18 protein-coding genes and 1 pseudogene are annotated in these 23,362 nt (G+C 53.7%); 7 read left to right on the top strand and 12 right to left on the bottom strand.

Annotated elements, in window-relative coordinates; all coding sequences use genetic code 11:
* Positions 1-54: 54 nt before the first annotated feature.
* Positions 55-1,809, bottom strand: coding sequence for an ABC transporter ATP-binding protein (locus tag NYE24_RS24425; RefSeq protein WP_342476889.1), 1,755 nt, complete (start codon positions 1,807-1,809; stop codon positions 55-57).
* Positions 1,806-3,539, bottom strand: coding sequence for an ABC transporter ATP-binding protein (locus tag NYE24_RS24420; protein ID WP_342476888.1), 1,734 nt, complete (start codon positions 3,537-3,539; stop codon positions 1,806-1,808). Before NYE24_RS24420 ends, NYE24_RS24425 begins: the two co-directional genes overlap by 4 nt.
* Positions 3,540-3,709: 170 nt before the next feature.
* Between NYE24_RS24420 and NYE24_RS24415 the strand changes: the two genes are divergently transcribed.
* Positions 3,710-3,916, top strand: coding sequence for a helix-turn-helix transcriptional regulator (locus NYE24_RS24415; protein ID WP_342476887.1), 207 nt, complete (start codon positions 3,710-3,712; stop codon positions 3,914-3,916).
* The gene (locus NYE24_RS24410; RefSeq protein WP_342476886.1) at positions 3,913-4,344 is read left to right on the top strand and encodes a hypothetical protein; all 432 of its coding nucleotides are present in this window, start codon (positions 3,913-3,915) and stop codon (positions 4,342-4,344) included. The genes NYE24_RS24415 and NYE24_RS24410 overlap by 4 nt, the downstream gene beginning before the upstream one ends.
* A gap of 17 nt (positions 4,345-4,361) precedes the next feature.
* Here NYE24_RS24410 and NYE24_RS24405 read toward each other — a convergent pair whose 3' ends face one another.
* The 4 genes from NYE24_RS24405 to NYE24_RS24390 all read right to left on the bottom strand — a co-directional run bounded on the left by NYE24_RS24405 (position 4,362) and on the right by NYE24_RS24390 (position 9,882).
* Positions 4,362-6,086: an AraC family transcriptional regulator gene (locus NYE24_RS24405; protein WP_342476885.1), complete on the bottom strand. Its 1,725-nt coding sequence runs from the start codon at positions 6,084-6,086 to the stop codon at positions 4,362-4,364.
* A 51-nt stretch (positions 6,087-6,137) separates the two neighbouring features.
* The gene (locus NYE24_RS24400; protein ID WP_342476884.1) at positions 6,138-6,905 is read right to left on the bottom strand and encodes a (2Fe-2S)-binding protein; all 768 of its coding nucleotides are present in this window, start codon (positions 6,903-6,905) and stop codon (positions 6,138-6,140) included.
* Position 6,906: 1 nt separating this feature from the next.
* On the bottom strand, positions 6,907-7,974 hold the full coding sequence (locus NYE24_RS24395) for an iron-siderophore ABC transporter substrate-binding protein (protein WP_342476883.1): 1,068 nt from the start codon (positions 7,972-7,974) through the stop codon (positions 6,907-6,909).
* A 750-nt stretch (positions 7,975-8,724) separates the two neighbouring features.
* Positions 8,725-9,882, bottom strand: coding sequence for a 5-methyltetrahydropteroyltriglutamate--homocysteine methyltransferase (locus NYE24_RS24390; protein WP_342476882.1), 1,158 nt, complete (start codon positions 9,880-9,882; stop codon positions 8,725-8,727).
* 222 nt (positions 9,883-10,104) lie between these two features.
* On the opposite strand from NYE24_RS24390, the gene NYE24_RS24385 reads away from it, so the two are divergent.
* The 5 genes from NYE24_RS24385 to msrAB all read left to right on the top strand — a co-directional run bounded on the left by NYE24_RS24385 (position 10,105) and on the right by msrAB (position 14,800).
* Entirely contained in the window at positions 10,105-10,647 is a 543-nt protein-coding gene (locus NYE24_RS24385) for a hypothetical protein (RefSeq protein ID WP_342476881.1), read from the top strand.
* Positions 10,648-10,723: 76 nt separating this feature from the next.
* Positions 10,724-11,428: a response regulator transcription factor gene (locus NYE24_RS24380; protein WP_036693045.1), complete on the top strand. Its 705-nt coding sequence runs from the start codon at positions 10,724-10,726 to the stop codon at positions 11,426-11,428.
* Entirely contained in the window at positions 11,428-12,468 is a 1,041-nt protein-coding gene (locus tag NYE24_RS24375; RefSeq protein WP_342476880.1) for an ATP-binding protein, read from the top strand. Before NYE24_RS24380 ends, NYE24_RS24375 begins: the two co-directional genes overlap by 1 nt.
* Before the next feature lie 43 nt (positions 12,469-12,511).
* Complete coding sequence (locus tag NYE24_RS24370; protein ID WP_342476879.1) at positions 12,512-13,228, top strand: cytochrome c biogenesis protein CcdA; 717 nt, start codon at positions 12,512-12,514, stop codon at positions 13,226-13,228.
* An 18-nt stretch (positions 13,229-13,246) separates the two neighbouring features.
* On the top strand, positions 13,247-14,800 hold the full coding sequence (gene msrAB / locus NYE24_RS24365) for a bifunctional peptide-methionine (S)-S-oxide reductase MsrA/peptide-methionine (R)-S-oxide reductase MsrB (RefSeq protein WP_342476878.1): 1,554 nt from the start codon (positions 13,247-13,249) through the stop codon (positions 14,798-14,800).
* A 96-nt stretch (positions 14,801-14,896) separates the two neighbouring features.
* Here msrAB and NYE24_RS24360 read toward each other — a convergent pair whose 3' ends face one another.
* From NYE24_RS24360 to NYE24_RS24335, 6 genes and pseudogenes are all read right to left on the bottom strand, one after another.
* A complete protein-coding gene (locus NYE24_RS24360; RefSeq protein WP_342479290.1) occupies positions 14,897-16,000 on the bottom strand; it encodes a slipin family protein in 1,104 nt (367 codons plus the stop codon).
* A gap of 1,308 nt (positions 16,001-17,308) precedes the next feature.
* Positions 17,309-18,019 carry an NADAR family protein gene (locus NYE24_RS24355; protein ID WP_342476877.1) on the bottom strand — a complete coding sequence of 237 codons (711 nt, stop codon included), beginning with the start codon at positions 18,017-18,019 and terminating at the stop codon, positions 17,309-17,311.
* A gap of 25 nt (positions 18,020-18,044) precedes the next feature.
* On the bottom strand, positions 18,045-18,881 hold the full coding sequence (locus NYE24_RS24350) for a copper amine oxidase N-terminal domain-containing protein (RefSeq protein WP_342476876.1): 837 nt from the start codon (positions 18,879-18,881) through the stop codon (positions 18,045-18,047).
* A 65-nt stretch (positions 18,882-18,946) separates the two neighbouring features.
* Positions 18,947-21,361, bottom strand: a complete 2,415-nt coding sequence (locus NYE24_RS24345; protein ID WP_342476875.1) for a DUF2357 domain-containing protein — start codon at positions 21,359-21,361, stop codon at positions 18,947-18,949.
* Entirely contained in the window at positions 21,333-22,556 is a 1,224-nt protein-coding gene (locus NYE24_RS24340; RefSeq protein ID WP_342479289.1) for an AAA family ATPase, read from the bottom strand. Before NYE24_RS24340 ends, NYE24_RS24345 begins: the two co-directional genes overlap by 29 nt.
* 60 nt (positions 22,557-22,616) lie before the next feature.
* Positions 22,617-23,138 (bottom strand): annotated as a pseudogene (locus NYE24_RS24335) (DUF3578 domain-containing protein); the annotation flags it as partial.
* Between the last annotated feature and the right edge of the window lie 224 nt (positions 23,139-23,362).

Here is a 23,362-nt window from a genome sequence, read left to right as displayed (position 1 = left end):
CTGTCACGGACATAGTTAATCTTAATTTTAATATATTACCGGGTGGAGACGCCGTCAATGAACAAGTTCTGTGGTATGGCTTAAGGCGGCGTATTGGCTGCGGAACAGCAGATCATAGGCCTCATTCCGGTTACGCAGGTTAGCATGGGTATCGCAGGCTGCCACCTTACCGGCTTGCAGAACCAGCACCTTATCACAGTCTTGGATCGTAGAGAGGCGGTGTGCGATCGAGATCATGGTAGTTCCAGCCGACAGACGCTTCAGCTCATTCCTGATATCGCTCTCATTCTCATGATCCAGGGCGCTTGTACTTTCATCGAAAATAATAATGTCCCGCTGCTGCAGCAGCGCCCGCGCAATCGACAGCCGCTGCTTCTGGCCCCCGGAGAGCTTCATCCCCTTCTCCCCGATAACCGTATCCAGCCCTTGCTCGAGTGATGCAATGAAGTCATAGATATTGGCGCTGCGGCAGCAGGCGATCAGCTCTGCTTCCGTTGCCCCGTCCCCCGCCATCAGCAGGTTCTCCCGGATCGTCATATTGAACAGAACAGGCTCCTGCACCACGATGCTTACCTTGGCCGCCACACTCCCGCTGTTCACTGCATGCAGCTCCGTGCCGCCGATGCGGACGCTCCCGCCCTGGGGCTTCATCTGTCCGGTCAGCAGTCTGGCAAGCGTAGACTTGCCGCTGCCGCTCTGCCCTACGATGGCCAGATGCTCGCCCTTCCCCACCGAGAACGAAATCCCGTCCAGCGCGAAGGCATTCTTCCCCTCATAGCGGAACTGTAAATTCTGAGCCTCAATCTCTTGTCCGCTAATGCGCTTGTAAGGCCGCTGGTCCACCTTGGCATGCAACAGTCCGATCACTTTACTGATATTCACCGAATCATTCTTGTAATTCAGCAGGCCGTTGCTGATCGTCTCAATGAACCCGAAGAACTGCCCGTAGAAGCTGATGAACACCAGCAGCACACCGACCTCCGAATAGCCCTTAATCACGAAGAGTCCGCCAATGAAATAGATGAACAGCTGGGTAATGAAATTCTTGGTGAAGAACGAATAGGTAACGCCCAGATGCTGATAGAGCTGGCTGCGGAACCACACCGGACGGATAGCTGCATAATGCCCGTTCAATTCCTCTAGCTGGGCCTCCTCCAGATTATTGGTCTTAATATCCTTCCAGTTCTGCAGACTAGCATGTAAAAAGGATTCGTACCCGTTCTGCAGTCTCCATAGCTCCTCTCCCGCCTTTCTCGTCTTCTCGCCCAGAAGATTCACCGTCAGCAGGGAGACCGGAACGAAGACGAAGCTAAGGAGGGCGATCCGCCAGTCATAGCTTACAAGGATCCCAGCCAGCGCAGCAGCATACAGGACAGCGTAGCTGAAATCTAACAGATGAACCGTGAAGAACCGTCCGGCGGCAGCTGAATCCTGCTCGATCCGGCTTTTTAGATCACCAATGCTGTACCCGCTATACTCCTCATAATCCAGGCTGCTCACTCTATTCAGCAGTTTGCGCTTAAGCCTGAGATCATACCTCAGGAGCAGCTGGTTGGAGTAGCGCTTGCTGACCGCAATCCCGGCCGTCGTAAGCAGGAATACCCCCAGATAACCCGCGATAACCGGCCATAGCCCACTCAGATGCTTCTCCACCAGCACGCGGTTGACGAGCAGAGAGTACAAGAATAACGGAAGCAGTCCGCAGACCAGATTCCACAGCTTGAACAACGCGAGCACCAGCAGCGGCTTACGGACACCTTCAATTCCCTGTGTCAGCGCCTTATAGGCGGCCCATCTTGTCATGGTCATACCGCTTCGCCTCCTGCACACTGTTCGCTGAATAGATCTATGTACGTTTTGTTGCTTCTGATCAGCACGTCGTGAGTATCGTAGCCTGTGACCCGGCCATCCTCCAGCACTGCAATCCGGTCACAGCCTCTAAGCGTGGACAGCCGATGGGCGATGATGATCAGCGTCCGGTCTTGCCCAAGCTCACCGGTCATCTGCCGGATCAGCGCTTCATTCTTGCTGTCGAGGGACGAAGTTGCTTCATCGAAGACCAGAATTTTCGGATTCTTGACCAGGATTCGCGCAATAGCCAGACGCTGCTTTTGGCCGCCCGATAATTCCTGCCCGGAAGTCCCCAGCACCGTGTCCAGCCCGTCCGGAAGATTCAGGACCAGCTCATACAGCGCAGCTCTCTTAAGTGCTTCGAGTAACAGGCTGTCCTGATCACGGTTATTCGTAAAAGACAGATTATACCGCAGCGTGTTATTGTACAGAACCGTCTCCTGATGCACCACGCCCACCTGACTCCGCAAGCTGTGCAGGTTATATTCATTCACGTTGCGGCCATCGATCAGAAGCTCGCCGCCGTCAACAGGATAGAGGCTACAGAGCAGGCTTCCGAGCGTTGTTTTCCCGGCTCCGCTCCTCCCGGCAATGCCCACGGTGCTTCCTCCCTCCACACGGAGATTGAACCCGTCCAACACCCGCCTCTCTTCCGTATATCCGAAGCTGACATTACGAAATTCAATCGTCCCCTCCTTAATCAGTGTGGGCAGAAGCGCTTCTCTATAGTCCTCCTCCTGCTCATTCAGGAGCTGCGCAACACGCTGTAAGGACACCGACTGCCCCCAGGTATCGGTAATCTTGCCGCTCATCGAGCTGAAGTAAGTCACAGCCATATTGAAATAGCTGGCGGCAGCCACAAAAACACCAAGCTGCATCTGCCCCTTCACAATCAGCCGGGCACAAATGATGAACAGCAGCAGTTGTGCAGCAAGCGTGATGAATGCGTTCACCCGCTCGGTGGTTACTTCGATTATTCCATTGTCCACATGCTTGTGATGGATAGAGACTGTCCGTCTGAGATAGGTACGCGTTACCTGCCTCCCGGCATTCAGCAGCTTGATCTCCCGCATATTCGCCACAATTTCAAATAAGTACGAGGACAGCCTCCCTTGCTCCGCCGCCAGATCCCGGTTAACTCTAAGCGCCCGTTGCTTAAAGTATTTCGAGGCCAAGAACACGACAGGCACCAGTACCACCGTGAACACTCCCAACAGGACATGATAATAGAACATGAAGCCCACGGCGAACACGATATGCAGTAGATTCGAATACCCCCACAGTCCGCTCCAGAAGACGAGATTCATAATGTCCTTGGCATCGCGGTTCATCCGGCTGATCAGATCGCCGCTGTACATCCCGGAGAGATCCTTCCCCTTCTGATGCAGAATCTTGCGGAATAGCGCCCGCCGGATATCGAACACGAACCCCGTCATCATCTGGGAGGAGATCAGATTATTCAGCGTCGCCACAATGAACTGATTGAACAGGAGAATTCCGGCATAGATCAGGCACAGCTTCAGGAAGGCCTTCAGATCCTGGTCATAAAAAGCGATATTAATCAGCCGTCCGCCCAGGAACGGATACATCAGGTTCACTAAGGTCATTAACGTAGTTACTAAGAAACCGCATACAAATACCAGCTTGTGCATCCGTATGAAGGTCATCACCCACCGTCTTGCAGTCACTGCCCCACCGCCTTCCATATATTCACAAGGAATATTGTAGCACGGACGTTCGTATATGAGGAGTGAGCAAATTCTCCATTCATCCTAGAATGGAAAGCAAGCTTTACATAATGCGCATAATGCGATACAATCTCCATGTAAAGTTAACTTTCCATAAAGAGAGGGATTCCATGAATAACCGTTTGGAAGAGTTACGCAAGCAGCGCGGAATCAGGCAGGAGGAATTAGCAGCGGCGCTTGAAGTGTCCAGGCAGACGATTGGTTCGCTGGAGAACGGCCGCTATAATCCCTCAATCCTGTTAGCGTTTAAGATTGCCCGCTATTTCAGATTGAGTATTGAGGAGATTTTTATTTATGAGGAGGAAGAGAGTTCATGAAGAAATCCGTCACCGCTTATCTTCTGGTTATTGCAGGTCTTCTGTTGCTGGCAGGCAGTCTGTACCTTATTAGAACGGTTCAAGACCCGCAGGGGATCATGCGGACGTTGCCTTATATCTGTATTGGGCTGGGCTCCGGCGTCTTTGGCAGTGGAATGGGGGAACTCATCGGACGGCGTGCTCTGAAGCAGAGCCCTGCCACCGCCAAGGAACTGGAGATCAACAAGAACGATGAACGCAATATCGCCATTGCCACCCGGGCAAAGGCGAAGGCCTATGACATGATGGTTTATATATTCGGGGCTTTAATGCTGGCTCTTGCCTTAATGGAAACTGAACTCACCGTTGTGCTGTTACTGGTATTCGCCTACCTGTTCACGATTGGATACGGCATCTATTACCGGTTCAAGTATGATCGGGAGATGTAATTGGCAGCCGTCATCACTCAAGCCAGCAAGGCCTGGGCCACCTGATCCAGAATGCAGTTGATGCCTGTAGGTCCATAACAGCCGATCCAGGTAGCAGCATCTACCGGGTATATAAGCTGCCGCTGATCTGCACCTAGCATGCCCCTCACACTATGCTCTGTCATCGATATTCCCCCCTGCATTCGCTCGTTGCTGAGCAAAAAGTAGTAGTTAGCATGCACAGCCGGAAGTCTGTCCACGGAAATATGATAGGCCGTGTCAGAGGCGGTGTCCGCCACAAATAACGGGGCCGGCAGACCAAGGTCGCGGTACAGTACAGCACCTGTGCGGTGAGAAGCCGTGTGTACCCGGACGATGGACTCGCGCGGACGGATCAGCGCAACACTTTTACCCGCGAGTACCGGAGCAAGCTCTGCGGACAGCAATGCTGTACGGCGGAGATAATCGGCAATAATATGCTCTGCCTCCTCCTGCTTGCCGGTCAGTTCTCCGAACAGACGCAGAATCGTCTGCCAGCTCTCATTACGCTTGAACATGACCGTTGGCGCTACCCGGCTTAAGCGTTCATAGTGCGGAGCATGCACCTCGGTGCACATAATCAGATCCGGCCGCAGCCGTTCAACCGCCGGCAGATCCGGGTACTCATAGGTTCCGAGCATTTCCGTTGCCGTTAATCTCTCCCGGAAATACGGCGGGAAATTCAGCGCCCCGCTTCCGAAGCCTACGCTTCCTGCGGGGGACATCCCCAGCGCATGTAAATGGTCAGCATATTGGACGTCCAGCACGGCGATCCGCTGCGGAGCAGAGGTGACAAGATATTCGCCCCGCAGATGGGGGATCACCGGACCCTGTGTTGATCCGTGCGGGGAGACCGAGCGTTCCGGCAATCCCGAAGGAACGGGAACCGTCCCCGGATCTGAAGCGGCAGCACGCCTGTAGAGCTGCGGAGGGACTCCATAATGCTTCTTGAATGCTCTGCTGAAATAATACATGTCGCGGTAGCCTGTCCGCTCCGCGATTACGCCGATGGGAGCATCCGTGTAACGCAGCATCCGCTCTGCATTCTCCATCCGCAGCTGGATCACGTATTCCATCGGCCCGAGCTGCTTCTCCTGCTTGAACCGCCGCTGGAGCTGCCGCACGCCGCATCCGGCCAGTGCGGCCAGCTCCTTAAGCCCCAGCTCCTGACGATAATGTCCCGCGATATAGGCGGCAACAACCTCCACCATATCCGGCTCTCTGCCACCCTGACCACGTTCATGCTCCATAATAAGCTCGCACAGCATGCCTTGCAGCAGCGCATTGGCATGGAAGCGTTCCAGTCCTTCTCCCCGGCTCCATTTGGCTGCAATTCTCTCCGCTGCCATATGCAGCTCCGCAGGGGGCGCGGAATGGTGTACAAACGAAGTCCGCAGCGGGTGATTGCGCTGCGGGAAGAGCACATGGGCAGCTCCCGCAACAGGAATGGCCTTGTAGCTAATAGCTGTATAATGAATGTTGTCTGATTCCGCACTCAGAGTATAGGCTGATCCCTTGGCAGCATGACAAGCAAAAGAGGCCTGGACATGGCAGCCTTCACCATTCATCACAAGCCCTCCCTGCCCGCCGATGGCCAGCAGCAGCTGATTTGCCGCCAGTTCCGTTTCGCTCAGCACGCCGCCGGGCGGCACAGTACCACTGCGCACATCAAGCATCTTGACCGCCGTATCACTCCATAGACTCGCCTGTTCTTGTTGCGGCATTTCTCTCATCTCCTGACAACAGTATCCTTTGCTAAACGGATAGACCTGCTGTCATTTTAATTGAGATTCATTCTCATTGTCAATTTTCGGGCACTTTCTGCAATATTCCCCGGACATCCGGTAGTAAAAGCAGCACGTGATACGCTTGCTCTTCGCAACCGGAGCCTCGTCACTCCCCTCGGTGAACCGGGTGAACGGGTTGCGTCTTGCGCTGAACAATGGACCGGCGGCCATCCGGATCAGATACGTAAAGTCCTCTTGCATCCGCAGCCTTTCTTCGCCGGACAGATCTGCTCCGGGCGCATACAGCGGGGCAATACGCACCATAATATTCTCCCACAGCACAGCCATGGAGACAGGTCCAACGGCAGCAAGCGTCTGCAGCATCGGCGCAAGCCGTACTGCAAAATTCCCCTTAACAACAGCTTCGCGCCACACTCCCCGATCATCCGGCGGGGAGGCTGACTGAAGCCCGTCCAGCGCCAGGAAAGGGAATGTCGTCTCTTCTGCAGAAGCCGGATGATAGAGGAAGCTTCTGTCCAGCGGGAAGAAGACTTCACGATTATGAACGGTCATGGCGGTCAGTATTGGCGCGATCCACAGATATCCGATCCGCTTAGCCAGCATGGAAGCCGCAACCTGTGTGTCCGGCGCACCGATATAATCCTTAAGCCAGCTAACATATTCGCGGCACACCGCCTCGTCTTGCAGCTCACTCAGAGCAATGGTGCGGACGCTGCCCGCAGGCGGCTCCCCCAGTCTCATCCGGTAATCCTCCGCCAGTTCCCTCCAGGGGGCGGACGACAGATATTGGTCCATCTCAGTTAGCTCCAAGCAGCGCTTCCGAGGCCTGATCTACAATAATATTGATCGCAAGGGGACCATAATACGCGATCCAGAGCGTTGAATTCACATCATAGGCACGGTTATTCTTCACTGCATCAAGGGATTTCCAGATCGGACTACTGGCCAGAGCCTCTGCCTCTTTGGCGAACAGATCATCTGAGAGCAGGAAATAGCGATCTGCCCCGATATCAGAGACAGTCTCCATCGATATTTCAACCGAGGTATCATCCTTGATCGCCTGAACGAACGCAGGCGCCTTTAATCCCAGATCCTCATACAGAATGCTTCCAGTACGGTGCTCAGGACCATGTACACGGATCCCTTCCGGTCTCGGGCGAATCAGCGCGACCGTCTCGTCGCCCAGCTTCGCCGACAGCTGCTCACGCAGTCCGATGATTTTATCCTCATAGGCCTTCTTCACCACTTCTGCCTCTGCCTGCTTACCTGTTATTGTACCAATGGTAGCCAGCGTATCCCGCCAATCCTCATAGAAGTCCAGTACGATTGTAGGCGCGATTTTACTGACACTCTCATAAGCCTCCTCCTGAAAATCAGTCATCAGGATCAGATCCGGGTTCAGCGCCACAATTGCTTCCAGATTGGGCTCATCGCGTGTACCCAGGACCTTCACACCATCCATCTGAGCACTCAGATATTCCGGGAACTCGTCCTTGGTTCCAGCAACCACGCTGCCTGCCGGCTTCTCTCCAAGCGCGATCAGCTGATCGGCGAATTTCACGTCAAGCACAGCGATCACCTTCGGCTTCTCCGTCAGCGTATGTTCACCTTTCATATCTTTAAGAGTAACCGGGTAGGCTGCTGTCGCCTGTGCCTCCGGTGATGCCTGCGCCTGTGCTTCAGCCGACGGAGACGGTTCAGCTGACGCAGACGGCTGTGCGGCTGTCCCTGCATTAGCTCCCCCTCCAGATCCGCAAGCTGTCAGTACCAATACCAGTGCGAGCATCCATACCATGAATAATCCTGATTGCCCAGCGGCGAATTTCTTCCTGCCGGCCTCTTGTTTCTGTGTTGCTCTGTTCACGCTGACTCCCCCTGTTATGTATTATGTGATAATGATTTTCATTATCATAATTGTTACAGCGAGTATAGCCGATCTGCGACCTCTGTTTCCATGTACTTTTGCGACATTACAGCCGGATAAATGCGACATGTTGTTTAGCTATATAAATTGAACTAATATTTTTTTCTTTTGGGATTGGCCGTGACTCCAGAGAAGTTTTGGACTTCCGGCCGCTGTTGTGTTTGAATTTCTTGATTAAAACTGCTACGCGCAGTGGAAATCCAAACACAGCCTATGCTTACGATGCGAGCTTTCCTGCGGAAAGCCTTCAGGCGGGCGCTACCGCTCCTACAGTTCCAAAATTCCCCTCCGCCACTTTTCCCTTAACTTTAATTTTCAAGTTTAATCTATATAGCAGGTGATATAGACCGAAACATTAGGAAATCACCCTGTCGGGTGAAGGATGCGATGCCTTCTCTCACCAGCCGCTTGTATAGAGAATTGTTGCAATTCTTGCAGGATTCCTCTTTAACTATTACTTACTGAATGTACAATGTTGCATTATTCACACAAATTTCGGTGTTTAGAGCAAGTTAGCACTGGATTTGTTGCATTTCGTGCAGAATTTCAGCGTAAGACGCTTCTAATGGGCAGCAATGTTGCATTTCTTGCAGGAATCCTCTATACATGTTACCTAAACAATCAACAAGCCCGCATCCTGTGGTCAGATGCGGGCTTACTTTTATGAACAGTTGCTACCTATTAATGAAGTTAAGCCCAGTATTGCTGAGCAATCTTTTGCCCCTGTCTGATCTTCGCCCATTGCTCCGCTTCCGTCAGCTCATTACCCCCGTCGCAAGAGGCGAAGCCGCATTGGTGGGAGAGCAGAAGTCTCTCCTTCGGAATGATCGTGGACGCTTCATCCAGCATGCGGAGGACACGGGTCTCATCGTCCAGCGTACTGGTTTTGGAAGACAGCAAGCCTAGTACAATTTCCGTCTCCGGTCTATCCTTGAACACGGCAAGTGCCTCCAGCGAGCCCGCGCGTTCGTCGTCCCACTCCAGGAAGAAGCGGTCGTACTTCAGCTGCTTCAGGAACAGGTTGGCAATCTTCACATAAGAGCCGCCGCCCATATTCCGGGAATCATAATTCCCGCGGCAGTTATGGGTCCACATAAGCAGCCCCAAGCTATGTCCGTAATCAATAATGGTGTTGTTAATATCGATGAACTCTGTAGCGAGACTCTGTACTTCTTCATGGTTGATTGCCTCACCGGTAAAGGGCGAATTCGGATTATCGTCCGCGAATAGCTCCCAGAGGCAGTCGTCGAATTGCAGAATCTTACCGCCAGCGGCTGCGAATTCCCCTACAAAATCCTTATATGCCGTCACTAGACCGGCCTTCAGCTCATCACGGTTCTGGTACACTGCACCTTCGCCGCCAAGGTTATCCGACCAGGACAGCTCTCCGAAGATATGGGACGGCGAAGGCACGCACAGCTTCGTCTCCCTGTCTCCCGCATGCTCTTGAAGCTGGCGGTACGCCTGAAGGAAGTGGTGATTCTTACCGCCCAGCTCGCCTGTGATGCGCAGACCGATGTCTTTGCGCGTCTCGTATTTGGAGGTGCCGTCAACGTCTCTGAAGAAATACCCGTGAGGCGCGATATAGCGCTCCATCCCCTGGAAGCCCCACGCAAAGTCCAGATGCCACATCGACTTGGAATACTCTCCATCCGTCAGAATCGATAGCCCATTCTCCTTCGCTTGCTCGACTACCGACTGAATCGCCTTCGCCTCACACTGCTCATAGCCCTGGAAATCCTCGTAAAAAGGATACTGAATATCGTCCCGGTGTTCAATCTGCTGCTTATATTCTAATAGCTCCGCCGGACGCAGCAGGCTGCCTACGATCTGAAATCTATCACACATGATTAGCCCTCCTCTAGTTCCACTGTTCTGTCTTTGTGTATAAATTCTAGCATGGAGTACGGCATTAGACGTAACACTTATAACTGATATCTGGCTATAGGGAGAAGTTATACGTTCTTTGCGCCGCCGTAATACAATCGTAAGATTTCGCTTAGAGAATCGTAAGCTCTCCCGTTTATTCTGTTCCATGTAACCACTACAAAGAAATGGAGCGTGATTAGCATGGGTAACAGCAAAGCAGGCAAACGGTTCATGATAGCGGCAGTATTGGTTCTCTCTCTGGCGGTGTCCGGCATCTCCGGTGCGGCGGCAGGCATCAAGACGATGAAGAAAGACGGCATGGAGCTGATGAACCTAAGACAGGCCGCCATGATGTACGGCTACAGCATTGAATGGAACAGCAAGGACCGCTCCGTCTCGCTGATGTACATGGACAAGATGATGGACGACAGCAAGACGATGGACGATAGCAAGATGATGGATGACGGCAAGATGATGGATGACGGCAAGATGATGGATGACGGCAAGATGATGGACGATGGCAACATGATGGACGATAGCAACATGATGGATGACGGCAAGATGATGGACGACGGCATGATGCCGATGGGCAAGATGATCAAGGTTATGATTGGGTCGAAAAAAATGATGGTCGACGGTAAGACGGTTAATCTGAGCATGGCTCCGGCTCTGTACGATGGCAGCACTTATGTGGCGGATACGGTAGTGACCATGTACATGAAGCCTGCCAAGGCCATGAAATAAGCCGGACTGAGCCGGACCCCCGCCATATGATATGATGGAATCAAATGGATTTTGGACAGATATGGGGTGGGTTAAGATGAATGAACGAGTGCTGGTCGCGGATGATGATCCGAATATTACCGATGTGTGCCGCAGGTATCTGGAACGGGAGGGGTATCTGGTCACCACCGCCAAGGACGGCTTGGAGGCGCTAGAGCTATGGCGCAGCCAGTCTCCAAGCCTGATTGTGCTTGACTTGATGATGCCGCATAAGAATGGCTGGGAGGTGTGCAGCGAGATCCGGCAGACCGAAGATCTCCCGATCATCATGCTGACGGCGCGCGGCGAGGAGCAGGACCGGCTGATGGGGCTGACGATGGGGGCGGATGATTATCTGACTAAGCCCTTCAGTCCAAGGGAGCTCGTACTGCGGGTGCAGGCGATTCTGCGCAGAATGAGAGTTGTCCAGGTATCGCCGGCTACCGCCGCTGAGCACACAATCAAGTACGAAGGACTGACCCTCGATGTCGGGAAGCGTACGGTGGAGATCAGCGGGCAGGCGATTGACTTGACGGTGACCGAATTCGAAATGCTGTATCTGCTGGCGAGCCATCCGGGGCAGGTGTTCTCCCGGACGCAGATGCTGAGCAAGATCTGGGATTTCAGCTATGAAGGAGATACGACTACCGTTACGGTGCATATAAGAAGATTACGCGAGAAGATCGAACAGACTCCCTCCGACCCGAAATACATCAAGACGGTCTGGGGAATCGGCTATAAGTTTGCGGGTGATGGCATCTGATGAAGCTGCGCACCTATCTATTATTGTCCAGTCTCACGGGGATCGGCGTATTGTTGATCTGTCTATTCGTCAGTTATTCCCGGATGCTGCTGACCATTGATCAGCTATACTATCTGTCGGGCATCACAGCCGGGATCGGCGTGTTCTCCTTCGTCCTGCAGCATCTGCTGACGCGGCCGGTGGAGAAGTCCATTGCCCGGATTACGGAGCAGACGGTACGGATTGCCGAGGGGGATTTCCACACCGAGGTCCCCACCATCGGCCCGCACGAGTTCAAGCTGATGGCCCGGCAATTCAATGAGATGAGCAGTAAGTTAAAAGAGAGCTTCGACCATCTCCACCAGTCCGAGTCCGCCCGGCGGGAGCTGATCGCCAATGTCTCCCACGATCTGCGGACCCCTCTTGCCTCCATTCAGTCGTTCGTAGAAGCGCTGGAGGATGATGTGATCAAGGACGAAGAGACCTTCCAGCGGTATCTGAATACGATCCGGCTGGAGACGAAGCGGCTGGCGGGACTGATCCAGGACCTCTTTGAACTATCCAGCCTGGAGGCCAGCGGCGGAACCTTCGACCCGCAGCCCTGCCATGCGGATGAACTGCTGATCAGCACGCTGGAGAGCTTCTCCTTCCATCTGGCGGAGAAGCGGCTGAAGGTCGAGATTGAGCTCCCGGATAAGTTACCCGCGGCCCTGATGATGCCCACGCAGATTAAGCGGGTGCTGTCCAATCTTGTGCAGAATGCGATTCAACATTCTCCTGAAGAAGGCCATATCGTGCTGTCCGCCGCCGAGGAAGGCCCGTTCCTGCGAATCGCTGTGAGCGATGAGGGTCAGGGAATTGAAGCTGCGGAGACCTCACGGATCTTCGAACGGTTCTACCGGATAGATAAATCACGCAGTAAGAATAGCGGAGGCGCCGGACTGGGTCTTGCCATCGCACAATCCATTGTGGAGCTGCATGGCGGCAAAATTGGTGTAGAGAGCACTAAGGGTTCTGGAAGCTGCTTCTGGTTCACGGTCCCCATCTACACCAGCCGGTAAGCCTTAGCTTTAGAGAAGCGTATTCATATAGGTGGTGATAGAGATGGCTGGTGATTTTGTATTCCTGTTCGGCGTCTTCGGCGCAGGGGTATTATCGTTTTTTGCACCCTGTATTCTGCCGCTGCTTCCGGTCTATGTCTCGTATCTGTCCGGAAGCCTGGCGGGCAATGTGAATCAGGGAGGGGTGGACGCAGGCTCCTTGCGGTTCCGTTCGGTATTCATGCTGCGGACCCTAATCTTCGTGCTTGGACTATCTGTGGTCTTCATCACCCTGGGCTTCGGCTCCGGCATACTTGGCAATGTCATTTCAAGCTCCAGGTTCATTGCCGTCTGCGGAGTGATTGTCATTTTATTCGGAATCTACCAGACCGGACTAATCAAGATCTCCTGGCTCGAACGGGAAAAAAAGCTGTCCAGTCCCCGCGCAGCACGTGGCGGCTATATCGGGGCCTTCCTGCTCGGCCTGACGTTCAGCTTCGGGTGGACGCCGTGCATCGGCCCGGTACTTGCGGGCATTCTCAGTATCGCTGCCGGGGAAGGGTCCCCTGCTTACGGAGGATTCCTCATGCTGCTGTACACGCTGGGTCTGGCAATTCCTTTCCTTATACTATCCGTCTTCTCAGACTATCTGGTGCAGCGGATTCGCCGCTTGTACCGGTTCATGGGCGGAATTAAGATCGCCTCCGGCTGTATGCTGATCGCCATGGGGCTGCTGCTAATGACAGACCAGCTGAATACGATTGTGAGCTGGATTCAATAACGGGAGGAGGAATCAGGTATGAAAAAGATATGGCAGTGGTTCGGAATGCTCATGGTCATTGGCGGAATGCTCACGGTCCTGGCCGCCTGCGGCGTCAAGCCGGAGGCAGGAGCAGGTAAGACAGACTCTGGCGCAGCTATGAGCAAGGGGAAGCCGGCTCCGGCATTCGCCCTGCAGGATCTGAAGGGTGATTCGCTGAAGCTCGAGGATCTGAAGGGCAAGAAGGTCTATGTGAAATACTGGGCCTCCTGGTGCTCCATCTGCCTTGCCGGTCTGGAGGAACTGAATGCGCTGGCCGGCCAGGAGAAGGACTTCCAGGTGGTATCGATTGTAACCCCAGGCTACAAAGGCGAGAAATCCGCCAAGGAGTTCACGGACTGGTTCAACAAGCAGCCGTATGACAATCTGACTGTGCTGCTCGATGAAGACGGGACATGGGCCAAGGAGTTTCAGGTACGGGCGTATCCCAGCTCTTTTTATATCGATGAAGAAGGAATGCTGGTGAAGTCCCTCCCGGGTCATGCCTCCAACGAGCTGATTAAGGACACCTTCGCGGGAATGAGCTCCACCTCAGCTGCCGCCCCGGTTCCAGCGGTCAAAACCGCAAGTATAGCCGAGAAGGATCTGCGTAGCCTGTACCTGGCAGGCGGTTGCTTCTGGGGTGTGGAAGCGTATATGGCCCGCATTCAGGGAGTTCAGGATGTCACCTCAGGCTATGCCAACGGGAAAGGCGAGAATCCGACCTACGAGGATGTTATTCGCGGGGACCGGGGGTTCGCGGAGACTGTGCATGTGAAGTACGATCCGAAGCAGGTCACCCTGAAGCAGCTCCTGGAAGCTTATTTCAAGGTTGTTGACCCGACCAGCCTGAACAAGCAAGGCAATGACCGGGGCGTTCAATACCGGACAGGAATCTACTATTCGTCCCCGGAGGATGCAGCTGTTATCCAGCAGGCTGTAGCACAGGAGCAGACCAAGTATGACAAGAAAATCGTAACCGAAGTCCTTCCTCTGGAGAACTACTATCTGGCGGAGGAATATCATCAGGACTACTTGGCGAAGAACCCGAACGGGTACTGCCACATTGACTTAAGCATCCTGGATGAGCAAGAGCCGGTCATCGACCCGGCCCAATACCCGCGCCCTTCCGACGCAGAACTGAAGGAGCGGTTAACTGCCGATCAATACGCGGTAGCCGTCAAGAATGACACGGAGCGTGCCTTCAGCAACGACTATTGGGATAACTACGAGGCTGGCCTGTATGTCGATATCGCCACGGGTCAGCCCCTCTTCTCCAGCAAGGATAAATACGACTCCGGCTGCGGCTGGCCCAGCTTCACCAAGCCGATTGCCCCGCAGGTCGTCACCTATGATACGGATACCAGCTTCGGCATGGAACGCACCGAGGTCCGCAGCCAATCCGGTGACATCCACCTGGGCCATGTCTTCGACGACGGTCCCGCAGACCGCGGCGGCAAGCGCTACTGCATCAATAGCGCCTCTATCCGCTTCATCCCTCTGGACCAGATGGAGGGGGAGCATTACGGGTATTTGACGGGGTTGGTGAAGTAGATTAAGCGTAGTCGTACAGATGTAAGGAGCTTCTCATACAATAAGAATCGCCCTCCACTAGCTCATAAGCTGAGCTGTGTGGAGGGCGATTCTTGTCTATTTACTTGCGCCGATGAGCGAGCTTAACCGCTCCAGCAGATCACCGCCGCCGGTGACCGAGATGGAGCCGATCCGGTCGCAGATTTTCTCCAGGAATTCCAGCTCCTTGAGCCGGAAGAGCGTCTGATTCTCATCCATCAGCTTCGCTGTATTCAGCAGGCTGCGTGTCGAGGCTGTCTCTTCCCGGCGGGTGAGCAGGTTGGCCTGGGCTTTTTTCTCAGCGAGCAGCACGGTGTTCAGGATGTCCTTCATGTCTCCCGGCAGAATTACATCCTTCACCCCTGCCCCGAGGAAGCGCACCCCGAACTCTTCCTCCTTCTCCCGGATACGGTCCAGAATGAACGTCGTCAGATCCTCCTTCCGCTTCAGCAGATCGTCCAATCTCAGCGTCCCGACATACTCGCGCAGCAGGAGCTGAAGCTGGATATGAATCTGCTCATCGAAATCCTTCATCTCCAGGACACGGTGCGGACTTACGATCCGGTACTGGCAGACGAAGTTCAGGCGCAGCGTAACCTTATCTTCCGTCATCATCTCCTGGCCGAGCAGATCCATCTGCTGCTGTCTCAGATCGACCTTCTTGGTCAGCACCGAGACCGGCCCCTTCCAGAAATAATATTTCCCCGGCGTCAGCTCCCGCTGGAGCGTATGATCGTAGAACAGGAACCCCAGCTCGTGGCTGGCGATTTCGCAGCTCTGCAGGTGCGGCGTAAGCCGCGCGATGATCGAGCGGTCGATCCCGGCGGGCAGCTCCGGCACACGGATGTCCGTGTGGACGAAGGTATGCTTTTTCAGCAGATTCCAATACGCATATACCCCCGGCTTCAACACCTGCATGAATTGACCATCCTCATAGTGCAGCACATTCTCATGATCCTGTACCCGTACCACCTCAAGCTCCCGCAGGAGCTCATCATCCTGTAAGAACAGCTGCAGATCCTTACCGCCAGCGCTAAAAGGCTTAGCAATATCCAGTACCAACACAGTATGTTGCGACCAGGAGAAATAACGGTAGGTTCCCGGCAGCAGCCGCTTCACATAACTTCCCTTATGAAAGAGCAGACCGCGCTGGTCCGCTTGAATCGTGATTGGCTTCAACATCGTATGTATTACCTCCTTCATGATTGGACCAATGGATGACAGAATCCCGCTGCGGACCCGGACGGAATCACGCTTGAGACAGGCGGTCTGCCGGGAGATCCGGGAGGACTGCTTGAGACCTGAGACTAACCCAACCTTCAGCCAGCCTTCGTTCCCTTCTGTCCCTACCTCATTCTCCGCAAGCTTCCCCGCTGCCGGTATCCACGGATTACAAAGCCCTGCCGCAGTAGCGCTACACCAGCCGCCAGGGATGCTGTCCATTGGTTTCCTTACTCAGATTGTGCTTCAATTGTGGCTCGATGGAAATCGAGTGTAACCAACGTCGCTGTGAAGGCGATCGGGGAATCGAACCCCTTAGTTGCTCTTACCGAAACGGACCGTACAGGATACCGTAACATACATGCCGGCACTGCGGGATCACCAGAGATCCCCGCCTCGTTACGCCCGCCCGGATAAGAACCGGATGCAGGATGAACGCGCTCAGCGTTATCTTACAGGGTCTATCATCGCTTAGATCAGACGGAACGAACATGGCGGAAGTATTACGATGGAAGAATAAATTTCCAGAGGGGGGATTTTAAGAGGCATAGGAAAAAGCCCAAAGGCAGGTGGGGGGGCCTGTTTTTGGGCTTGATTAAGGATTCGGTTTGTGTATTCCATTCGTAATCCCTGTTGTTCATGTTCGGCATGTTCATTATCGCATTGCTTAATTCCCCCATGAAGAATTAGGCCGCCCTGGTCTAAGGAAGCGATCCTATTTCAATGGATAAACTTTTGAAGCCACCGCCCTTAAAAGCGGCTATTGCTCCGAGAGTCGTGTTCGCCGCACGGCTTTCTTTTTTCATTATACTTTCTTCTGCCTATTGCACCACTCTCTCAAAATTTCTCAGTACCCCTAGCCCCTCTTCCGGCGGGCTCCATTGGATGAGTCTGCGCTGTTCGTATATTCAAAAATTTCCATTCATGGTATAATCGCTGAAGCAATAGAAAGGCTTATATGGGCGGTCGGCTAATCTCCCGGAAGGGAGGTGAAGCCTGTGGAGGTATACCAAGCATTGACGCTAATGATTTCGTTCGCGACTCTGGTTGTGTTGATTCTCTCTTTCCACAAAAAGAAATAGACCGCCCTCACCAAGGAATCGGTCTATTTCTTAACTGATATTCCGAAAGCCACCGCCCTTAAAAGCGGCTATTGCTCCGAGAGTCGTGTATCGAGCACGGCTCTCTTTGTATTCTACGTTTTTTCTGCCTTTACTATACCACAAATCATATCATAAAGTAAGTAAATGTATGAAGATATCTATTTCCTTATAGCTCCTCATTACCCCGAGCCCACTCCTCCGGTGGGTTAAAATACCCATCGTACTCCTTAAGAGCTTCCGGTGACTGCTTCCCTCTCCATTCCTGCAGATGCACCAAATAATCTTCTCCCGCTCCCATTCTCCAGCCCATACTGAAGGGAGGAAGATCAGGGTACACAATCCATTCCGGCAAAAAGAATTCGGGGCTGTACCCCGCAAGGCCGTCCCGAATCTCCATCCACAGCTTGCCCAGCATATTGCCTCCCTGACCGTCCCCGCCGTCTCCCCAGTAAGCATCATTCGAGGTATGTTCGACAAGCGTGCAATCTCCGGTTGAGAGCAAGATGGACTTGATCACAGAATGCTGCTCGACTTTGGCGACCAGGGCCTCCCGCATCACCTCAACCTTGCACTCCTCCCAATCAGGGCGCAGCGGCCGATTCCGCTCCCGACCCATCCTGGCTGCGATCATAGGCGTACTGGCGAGCCGGATCTCCTCTTCATGCTCAGTCCCTGCGAACTTCTGCGCCTGAAAGTAATGCTCCGATGTCGCCCACTCTTTGCCTTTTAACAGAATCGGATACTTCGCAAAATTAGAAAAACAGCCGTAAGGCTTATCCGTTTCATAGAAGCGTATTATACGTTCCTCTGGCTTAGCCGATAACCATTCCTTTCGATGTTCATCGTGCAGCTTCTGGATATGTTCCGGGGTGTCCATGGCAGGCTTGGCCTCCTTGTGTTTATTACTTGATCCGTGAATTGAAAATCACATAATCCGGCGCTGTAGGAACATTAATGGTGAATGACAGTGCACCCGCCTTAGGTGTCGCCTTCGAGGGACCGGGAAGCTGCCGGACGACGGCTTGGCCTTGGCTGTTCACAGCAACGAACTCCAAGCTGGATGCATCCCCGGCAATGACAAAACCGGAAGCGTTAATCACGCTCAGCGCCAGCCGGAAGCCTTTCCCGTCAGCAGATTGCGTTAGCAGTGTGGGGTAAAAAGGGTTCTGACGCTCCCCAGGCACATCTCCAAACGGAGTCACGTTCTGCCAAGCCTTGGCCTGCGGCAGCACTGTGTCACCCCGGCCCTGCACTATCAGTACATGGCGGCTGAGCGCGTTATACATACTCTCCCACTTCAACTTCTTCAGCCCGGTGAGGATCGGGTTCATGGGTGCAAACAGTACACCATCCCGCAGTTGCGGAGACGCTCCCAGCGCTATCGTACTGCCGTCTTTGGTTACCGCCGTAGCCTGCCCGGCCCGCAGCTTCCCCACACTCTCCCCAAGCAGCGAGATCGTAGAGCTTTTGGTGGCGGCATCATAGGTCAGTTGTGCACCCAGCGCCCCTGCAAACGCACGGACAGGTACCATTAATTTTCCTGCTTCGATATAGGGCGCCAGCTTGCCTGGAAACAGCACATATTGGTTGTTGATCAGGAGCGGCCTGATCTGGTTCCCCACTACCGGTGCAGCCTGAGCTGGAGCCCCCGTATGCACGAGTGGCAGCAGACCAGCGCACAGCAGCATAATCAAGCTTTTCATAGCGAACCGGTAGAATGGACGACGGCTATTGTTCATAATTCATCTCTCCTTTAATGATAAATGAATTGAATGACCTAGAGTCTGCAATCTTCAGATCCCTATCAAATATTCCTTACCTCCACCACACGCCCCAAATCCACATACTCCTCATGATCCAACTTCACCTTCACTCTACCCTTGCGGCGCTTCTCCCGCCATTCCCGCATCGCTTCCTCCGTCTCCAGCCGAAGCTCGGCAAGCTCCAGGGCCCGGTCGAGAATGTATTTGCTGGTATGGAGCACCGTATAAATCCCCTGCCCGCCCAGCGCGATAGGATCAGCTAAACTCTTCCATTCTTCAATGGTGAACCGGACATACAAGTCCTCTTCCGTACCCGGCCGGCAAGGAACCTCGGTAATCTCCTTACGCCGCAGCACCTTCCAATCGGCCACCTTGCCTACCCAGTGAATGCCTGTTTTGGCCGAATGGATGAACTTCTTGCGGGATTGGCACATCGCGATGTATTCGATCTGGGTCAGCAGCTTCTGGCTGGCAAGATTCTGAAGCGGCATATGATAAAAAGCGTTCCGCAACGCCACCCCCACCTGCTCCGGCCCCCGCACCGACCCCACCAGCACATTCTTCCCCGCCAGCTTATCGGCATAATACTCCTTCGTACCGCGCGGGCGTGTGGAGCGTTCGTAGGCCTTTTCCGGGCTGTCACGGATGATCTCCTCCAGGAATTGCTCCACCAGACCGGTGGCATTCGGAAGGAACGGGAAGGCACCGATGTTGAGCAGTTCAATGCTCCGGTAGAACGGATGGCTCTTGAACCGCTCTTCGTCCGGATAAGGGAATAACACATACGCCCCGAACATGCTGCGCTCATACTCCCCGGAGCTCTGCTCCTGATACACAATCGCATCCCGGTAGCGGTGCATCGTATTGATGTCGTCCTCCTCCGGCCCGGGCTGCTTGTACCTTTTCTCATAGGGCGTGCCTGGATAGGCAGGATTCAAGCGGTATTTGGCGTCAAAAACATACTTATACTCCTTCACCTGACCCGCATCCTTCTTCTTCAAGGTGAGCACATTATCTGGCCGCTGGCTCAGTGTCGGCGTCTGATCCGTGCCCGGAATCGCGTTATAATACAGGATGAATTGCTCCCCGTTCACCGGGTTCTCATAGACCATTTTGGCACTCTGCGAACGGTCCAGCGTGACGAAGATCCCGCTCCGGTTCACCCGGATGATGTTCTGCTTCACCAGCTTATACTTCTGCCCCAGCAGCTGATTCAGCTTCAGGAAGCACCAGTATTCATAGAGCTGAGCGACATCCTTCATGGATAGCCGGAGAAGATCGCTTTGGATCGACAGGCCTTTGAGCAGCATGAGATAGAAGCGGTAGACCTCACGGTACCCAGGGGCCATTTGCAGCACCAGTGTAACGGACATCTGCTTCATCACACCCGCCTCACGCACAAAATCCATCTGCAGCACCCGATCAATCTGCTTCAGCATGGAATCCAGCCTTGCCATCAGCAAGGGGTCTGAGGTTCGGCTGTTCTCTCTCCAGCGGAGCTTAAGCTCCTTCAGCTTCCCGCGAACCCGTTCCAGCATCCAGCGGACGAAGCGGTTCTCGTTCGTATCATAGGCGAGGCGCCTGCGCGTCTCCATTAAGTGTGTGGCCGTGTAGCTGCGGTTACCAATCGTCAGGAACCCGTGCTTCGCATCCTCCCTTAACCGTTCAGGGTGCTTGGCGAGCTCGCGGATGTTCTCCCTTCCGGCTTGCTTGACCCGGCCCGCATCCATTAGCCTTCGTTCCTGGAGCAGCGCATAGTTAGGATTCTTGTTGATCCTCTCAACCGTATCCAGCAGCTGCCTTAAGATGTGCTGGAGGATCGTGAAGAATTCCGTCAGGCTCTGATGCGGGGTCTCCCGCAGCCCGGTGAGCTGGTAGGTCCGGCGCAGGAAGTCGAAGGCCAGATTATAGATCTGCGCATTCACCTCATGCAGAATATTCTGGTAATCCAGCTTGTAATCCATTTTCGAGGGGAAAATCTCCATCTCCACCCGCAGCAGCATCCCCCCCGCTACCCGAAGCTCCCATTCCGTCAGACCGACCTCATTCCTGAAGTTCAGCACGCCCGCCAGAATAGAATCCCCCAGCGGCTTCACCGCCTGCCGGAGCAGCACATTCTCATGATAGAACGTAAGACTCTCCACCTGCTTATGCTGAACCACCAGCTCGTAAGACTGCGTCTCATAAAAGCAAGGGAAAGCCGTCTCCCCCGGCACCCACTCCACTAGCCCATACGCTTCCGGCGAGAACACCTTAATCTGCACCTCACCCAGCCGCTGGGAGCAAGTGATGCCAAGCGTAGCCTCCACCCACTCCTGCTCTGTGGAACGATGCAGTTGCAGCGTCTCCACCGTAGGATGATAGGGCTTCCCCAGAAGATACAGCGTGAACAGCTCCGTCTCCACCCGCAGCAATTCTACCGCCTGGTCACGAGAGCCAGTATGAGGTGAATCCATCTTCCTCCAGCCTCCTAAGCATGTACGCCAATTTGCGGGCGCTCTGCGGATGCTTCAGCCCAAGCGGAGTCTTCCCGCCAGCCCAGGCCAGATAGAGAGGCGATGCATCCTCCATGAGCGATTCCATATTGAACGTTAAGCTCGTCCCATTGCCGATGGCCTCCTTGATCAGGCTCAGCAGAACCCGGCGTACCGAGGAGTGACTGCCTTGAATGCGCGGGAGAATCTTTTGCAGCAGCTGCCAGTCGAACGCCTCTTCCTCATCCATCAGGCCATACCGCTCGTTATAGATCATATAAAAGCAAACCGCATCCCGCACCCGGAACCCCACATGAGCATGAATATCCTCCAGCAGCGCGTTGATCTTCACCAGTCTCCCGGTCGTCCGCACCACAAGCTCCTGATAAGGCTCGTAGGCATCTGCCAGCTTCAGATAATCCGAACGGACGAACAGATGATTCAGCTCCGCAAGCTCAGCGGGAACGTCTGCAGCCTGAGCCGACTCTTGCGGATACTGCTGCAGATTGATGTAATTGAACTCCAGGGTGCTGGCGCGGTCGAGGACTTTTTTGCTAAAAGGGTGCGTGGTCTCGTCCATATTCACCGTCCCGATCAGAAACACATTCTCCGGGATGCCCAGGCCGCCGTAGGTCCGCTCATCCTCAGGGTTCCCCAGCGTAGCCGGAGAGATCAGGGCCTGTGTCTGAATCTCCCCCTCCCGCCACTCCTGCGTCTCCAGCACACTTAACAGATCGCTGAAATAATGTTCCACTCGCGCCAAGTTCATTTCATCCAGGCAGATAAAATACGGCTGATGCCGGTTCTCCGGCTGCCGCGCCTCCACGAACACCTGCATCATCGGCCCCGGCTGGAACCTGCCCGACAGATCCTTATACCCCAGCAGATCCGCAGGATCACTCCAATCCGGCCGCACCGGAATCAACCTGAACCGCCCATTATCCCTTGTCGCCCCCAACGCCTCCGCGAACAGCTTCACCAGCCTCGTCTTCCCCGTCCCCGAGATCCCCGCCAGAATCACCAGCGGCTTCGCCTTCAGCGACAGGTAGAAGTTCTCAATCAGATGCTCCGGGAAAAAGAAGCCTTGGCGGCGGATGTGGGATTGAATGTGGTGGAGGATAGAGGGGATATCGGCGTCGTCAATCGGCTCAGGTACGGATTCTATATCTTCTGTCACTGGCTCTACCTCCAAGGTGCTTGCCGTTTCGTTAAGTACGTACTCTTCAACGTAGATGCGATAATCTTCCACTACCCTCTGTAGATCCTGTATCAATGTCTCATCCGAAGGCACTTTACCACGTTCATACTTTATGTATGCAACCGTAGATGCCTGATAATCCTTCCCTCGACCGTGGCCCAGGAGTTCAATATTCTCGTCCTTATTCATATTGGTGAGAGGAATGAGCTTACGAATTTCTTGGGTTTTATTGCGTAAATAAGTATACTTATCTTCGCTCCCCTTCTCCTTTGGTGTAATTGTCACTCCTTGAGCAAATGATAGATACACAGCACTCATATCTTCCGCAAAAAGATAGACGACATACTCACCGCTCTGCGTGGTACTAGTAATTCGTTTATCTAATATGGAGAACCAAGGTACATCCGCCCACTTCCCCTGCCCAATAGAGCCTTGAATCTTATAGTATTCCTCATTCAGGAAAGGCAACGCTCTTAGCTCAGAAGGAATCGTTCTACGTAATAGGGTGCCTAAGGAATGATCTTTAAAAGGTTCTCTTTTGGCTTGGATATAATGATTCATAATATTCTCCAGATGTTTTTTCAGAGAGAATTGTTGCATTGCAGCATTGTACTTATGTAGCTCTTCTTGTGCCAGATTCTCAAGTTGACTTAGGCCAGCCTCTCCAAGTTGATGCTTCACCTCTGGATTGAAGCCAATTAAATTATTTTCAGTATCAACCGATATCATTTCTGAAAGAACCTTAACAGGTGTCGTCAAGATAGTATTAAGCTGGCCTTTTGTTA

Source organism: Paenibacillus sp. FSL H7-0350 (genome assembly GCF_038593195.1).
In the GTDB taxonomy this organism is placed as follows: Bacteria; Bacillota; Bacilli; order Paenibacillales; family Paenibacillaceae; genus Paenibacillus_AQ.
The sequence above is the reverse complement of the archived record's forward strand: the minus strand, read 5'-3'. Positions and strand labels throughout refer to the sequence as shown.

What these genes read in the sequence shown, in the direction of transcription:
- NYE24_RS24425 (WP_342476889.1), bottom strand. Translation starts at nt 1,809, where the DNA reads ATGACCATGACAAGATGGGCCGCCTATAAGGCGCTGACACAGGGAATT.
- NYE24_RS24415 (WP_342476887.1), top strand. Translation starts at nt 3,710, where the DNA reads ATGAATAACCGTTTGGAAGAGTTACGCAAGCAGCGCGGAATCAGGCAG.
- NYE24_RS24410 (WP_342476886.1), top strand. Translation starts at nt 3,913, where the DNA reads ATGAAGAAATCCGTCACCGCTTATCTTCTGGTTATTGCAGGTCTTCTG.
- NYE24_RS24405 (WP_342476885.1), bottom strand. Translation starts at nt 6,086, where the DNA reads ATGCCGCAACAAGAACAGGCGAGTCTATGGAGTGATACGGCGGTCAAG.
- NYE24_RS24400 (WP_342476884.1), bottom strand. Translation starts at nt 6,905, where the DNA reads ATGGACCAATATCTGTCGTCCGCCCCCTGGAGGGAACTGGCGGAGGAT.
- NYE24_RS24390 (WP_342476882.1), bottom strand. Translation starts at nt 9,882, where the DNA reads ATGTGTGATAGATTTCAGATCGTAGGCAGCCTGCTGCGTCCGGCGGAG.
- NYE24_RS24385 (WP_342476881.1), top strand. Translation starts at nt 10,105, where the DNA reads ATGGGTAACAGCAAAGCAGGCAAACGGTTCATGATAGCGGCAGTATTG.
- NYE24_RS24380 (WP_036693045.1), top strand. Translation starts at nt 10,724, where the DNA reads ATGAATGAACGAGTGCTGGTCGCGGATGATGATCCGAATATTACCGAT.
- NYE24_RS24375 (WP_342476880.1), top strand. Translation starts at nt 11,428, where the DNA reads ATGAAGCTGCGCACCTATCTATTATTGTCCAGTCTCACGGGGATCGGC.
- NYE24_RS24370 (WP_342476879.1), top strand. Translation starts at nt 12,512, where the DNA reads ATGGCTGGTGATTTTGTATTCCTGTTCGGCGTCTTCGGCGCAGGGGTA.
- msrAB (WP_342476878.1), top strand. Translation starts at nt 13,247, where the DNA reads ATGAAAAAGATATGGCAGTGGTTCGGAATGCTCATGGTCATTGGCGGA.
- NYE24_RS24360 (WP_342479290.1), bottom strand. Translation starts at nt 16,000, where the DNA reads ATGTTGAAGCCAATCACGATTCAAGCGGACCAGCGCGGTCTGCTCTTT.
- NYE24_RS24355 (WP_342476877.1), bottom strand. Translation starts at nt 18,019, where the DNA reads ATGGACACCCCGGAACATATCCAGAAGCTGCACGATGAACATCGAAAG.
- NYE24_RS24350 (WP_342476876.1), bottom strand. Translation starts at nt 18,881, where the DNA reads ATGAACAATAGCCGTCGTCCATTCTACCGGTTCGCTATGAAAAGCTTG.
- NYE24_RS24345 (WP_342476875.1), bottom strand. Translation starts at nt 21,361, where the DNA reads ATGGATTCACCTCATACTGGCTCTCGTGACCAGGCGGTAGAATTGCTG.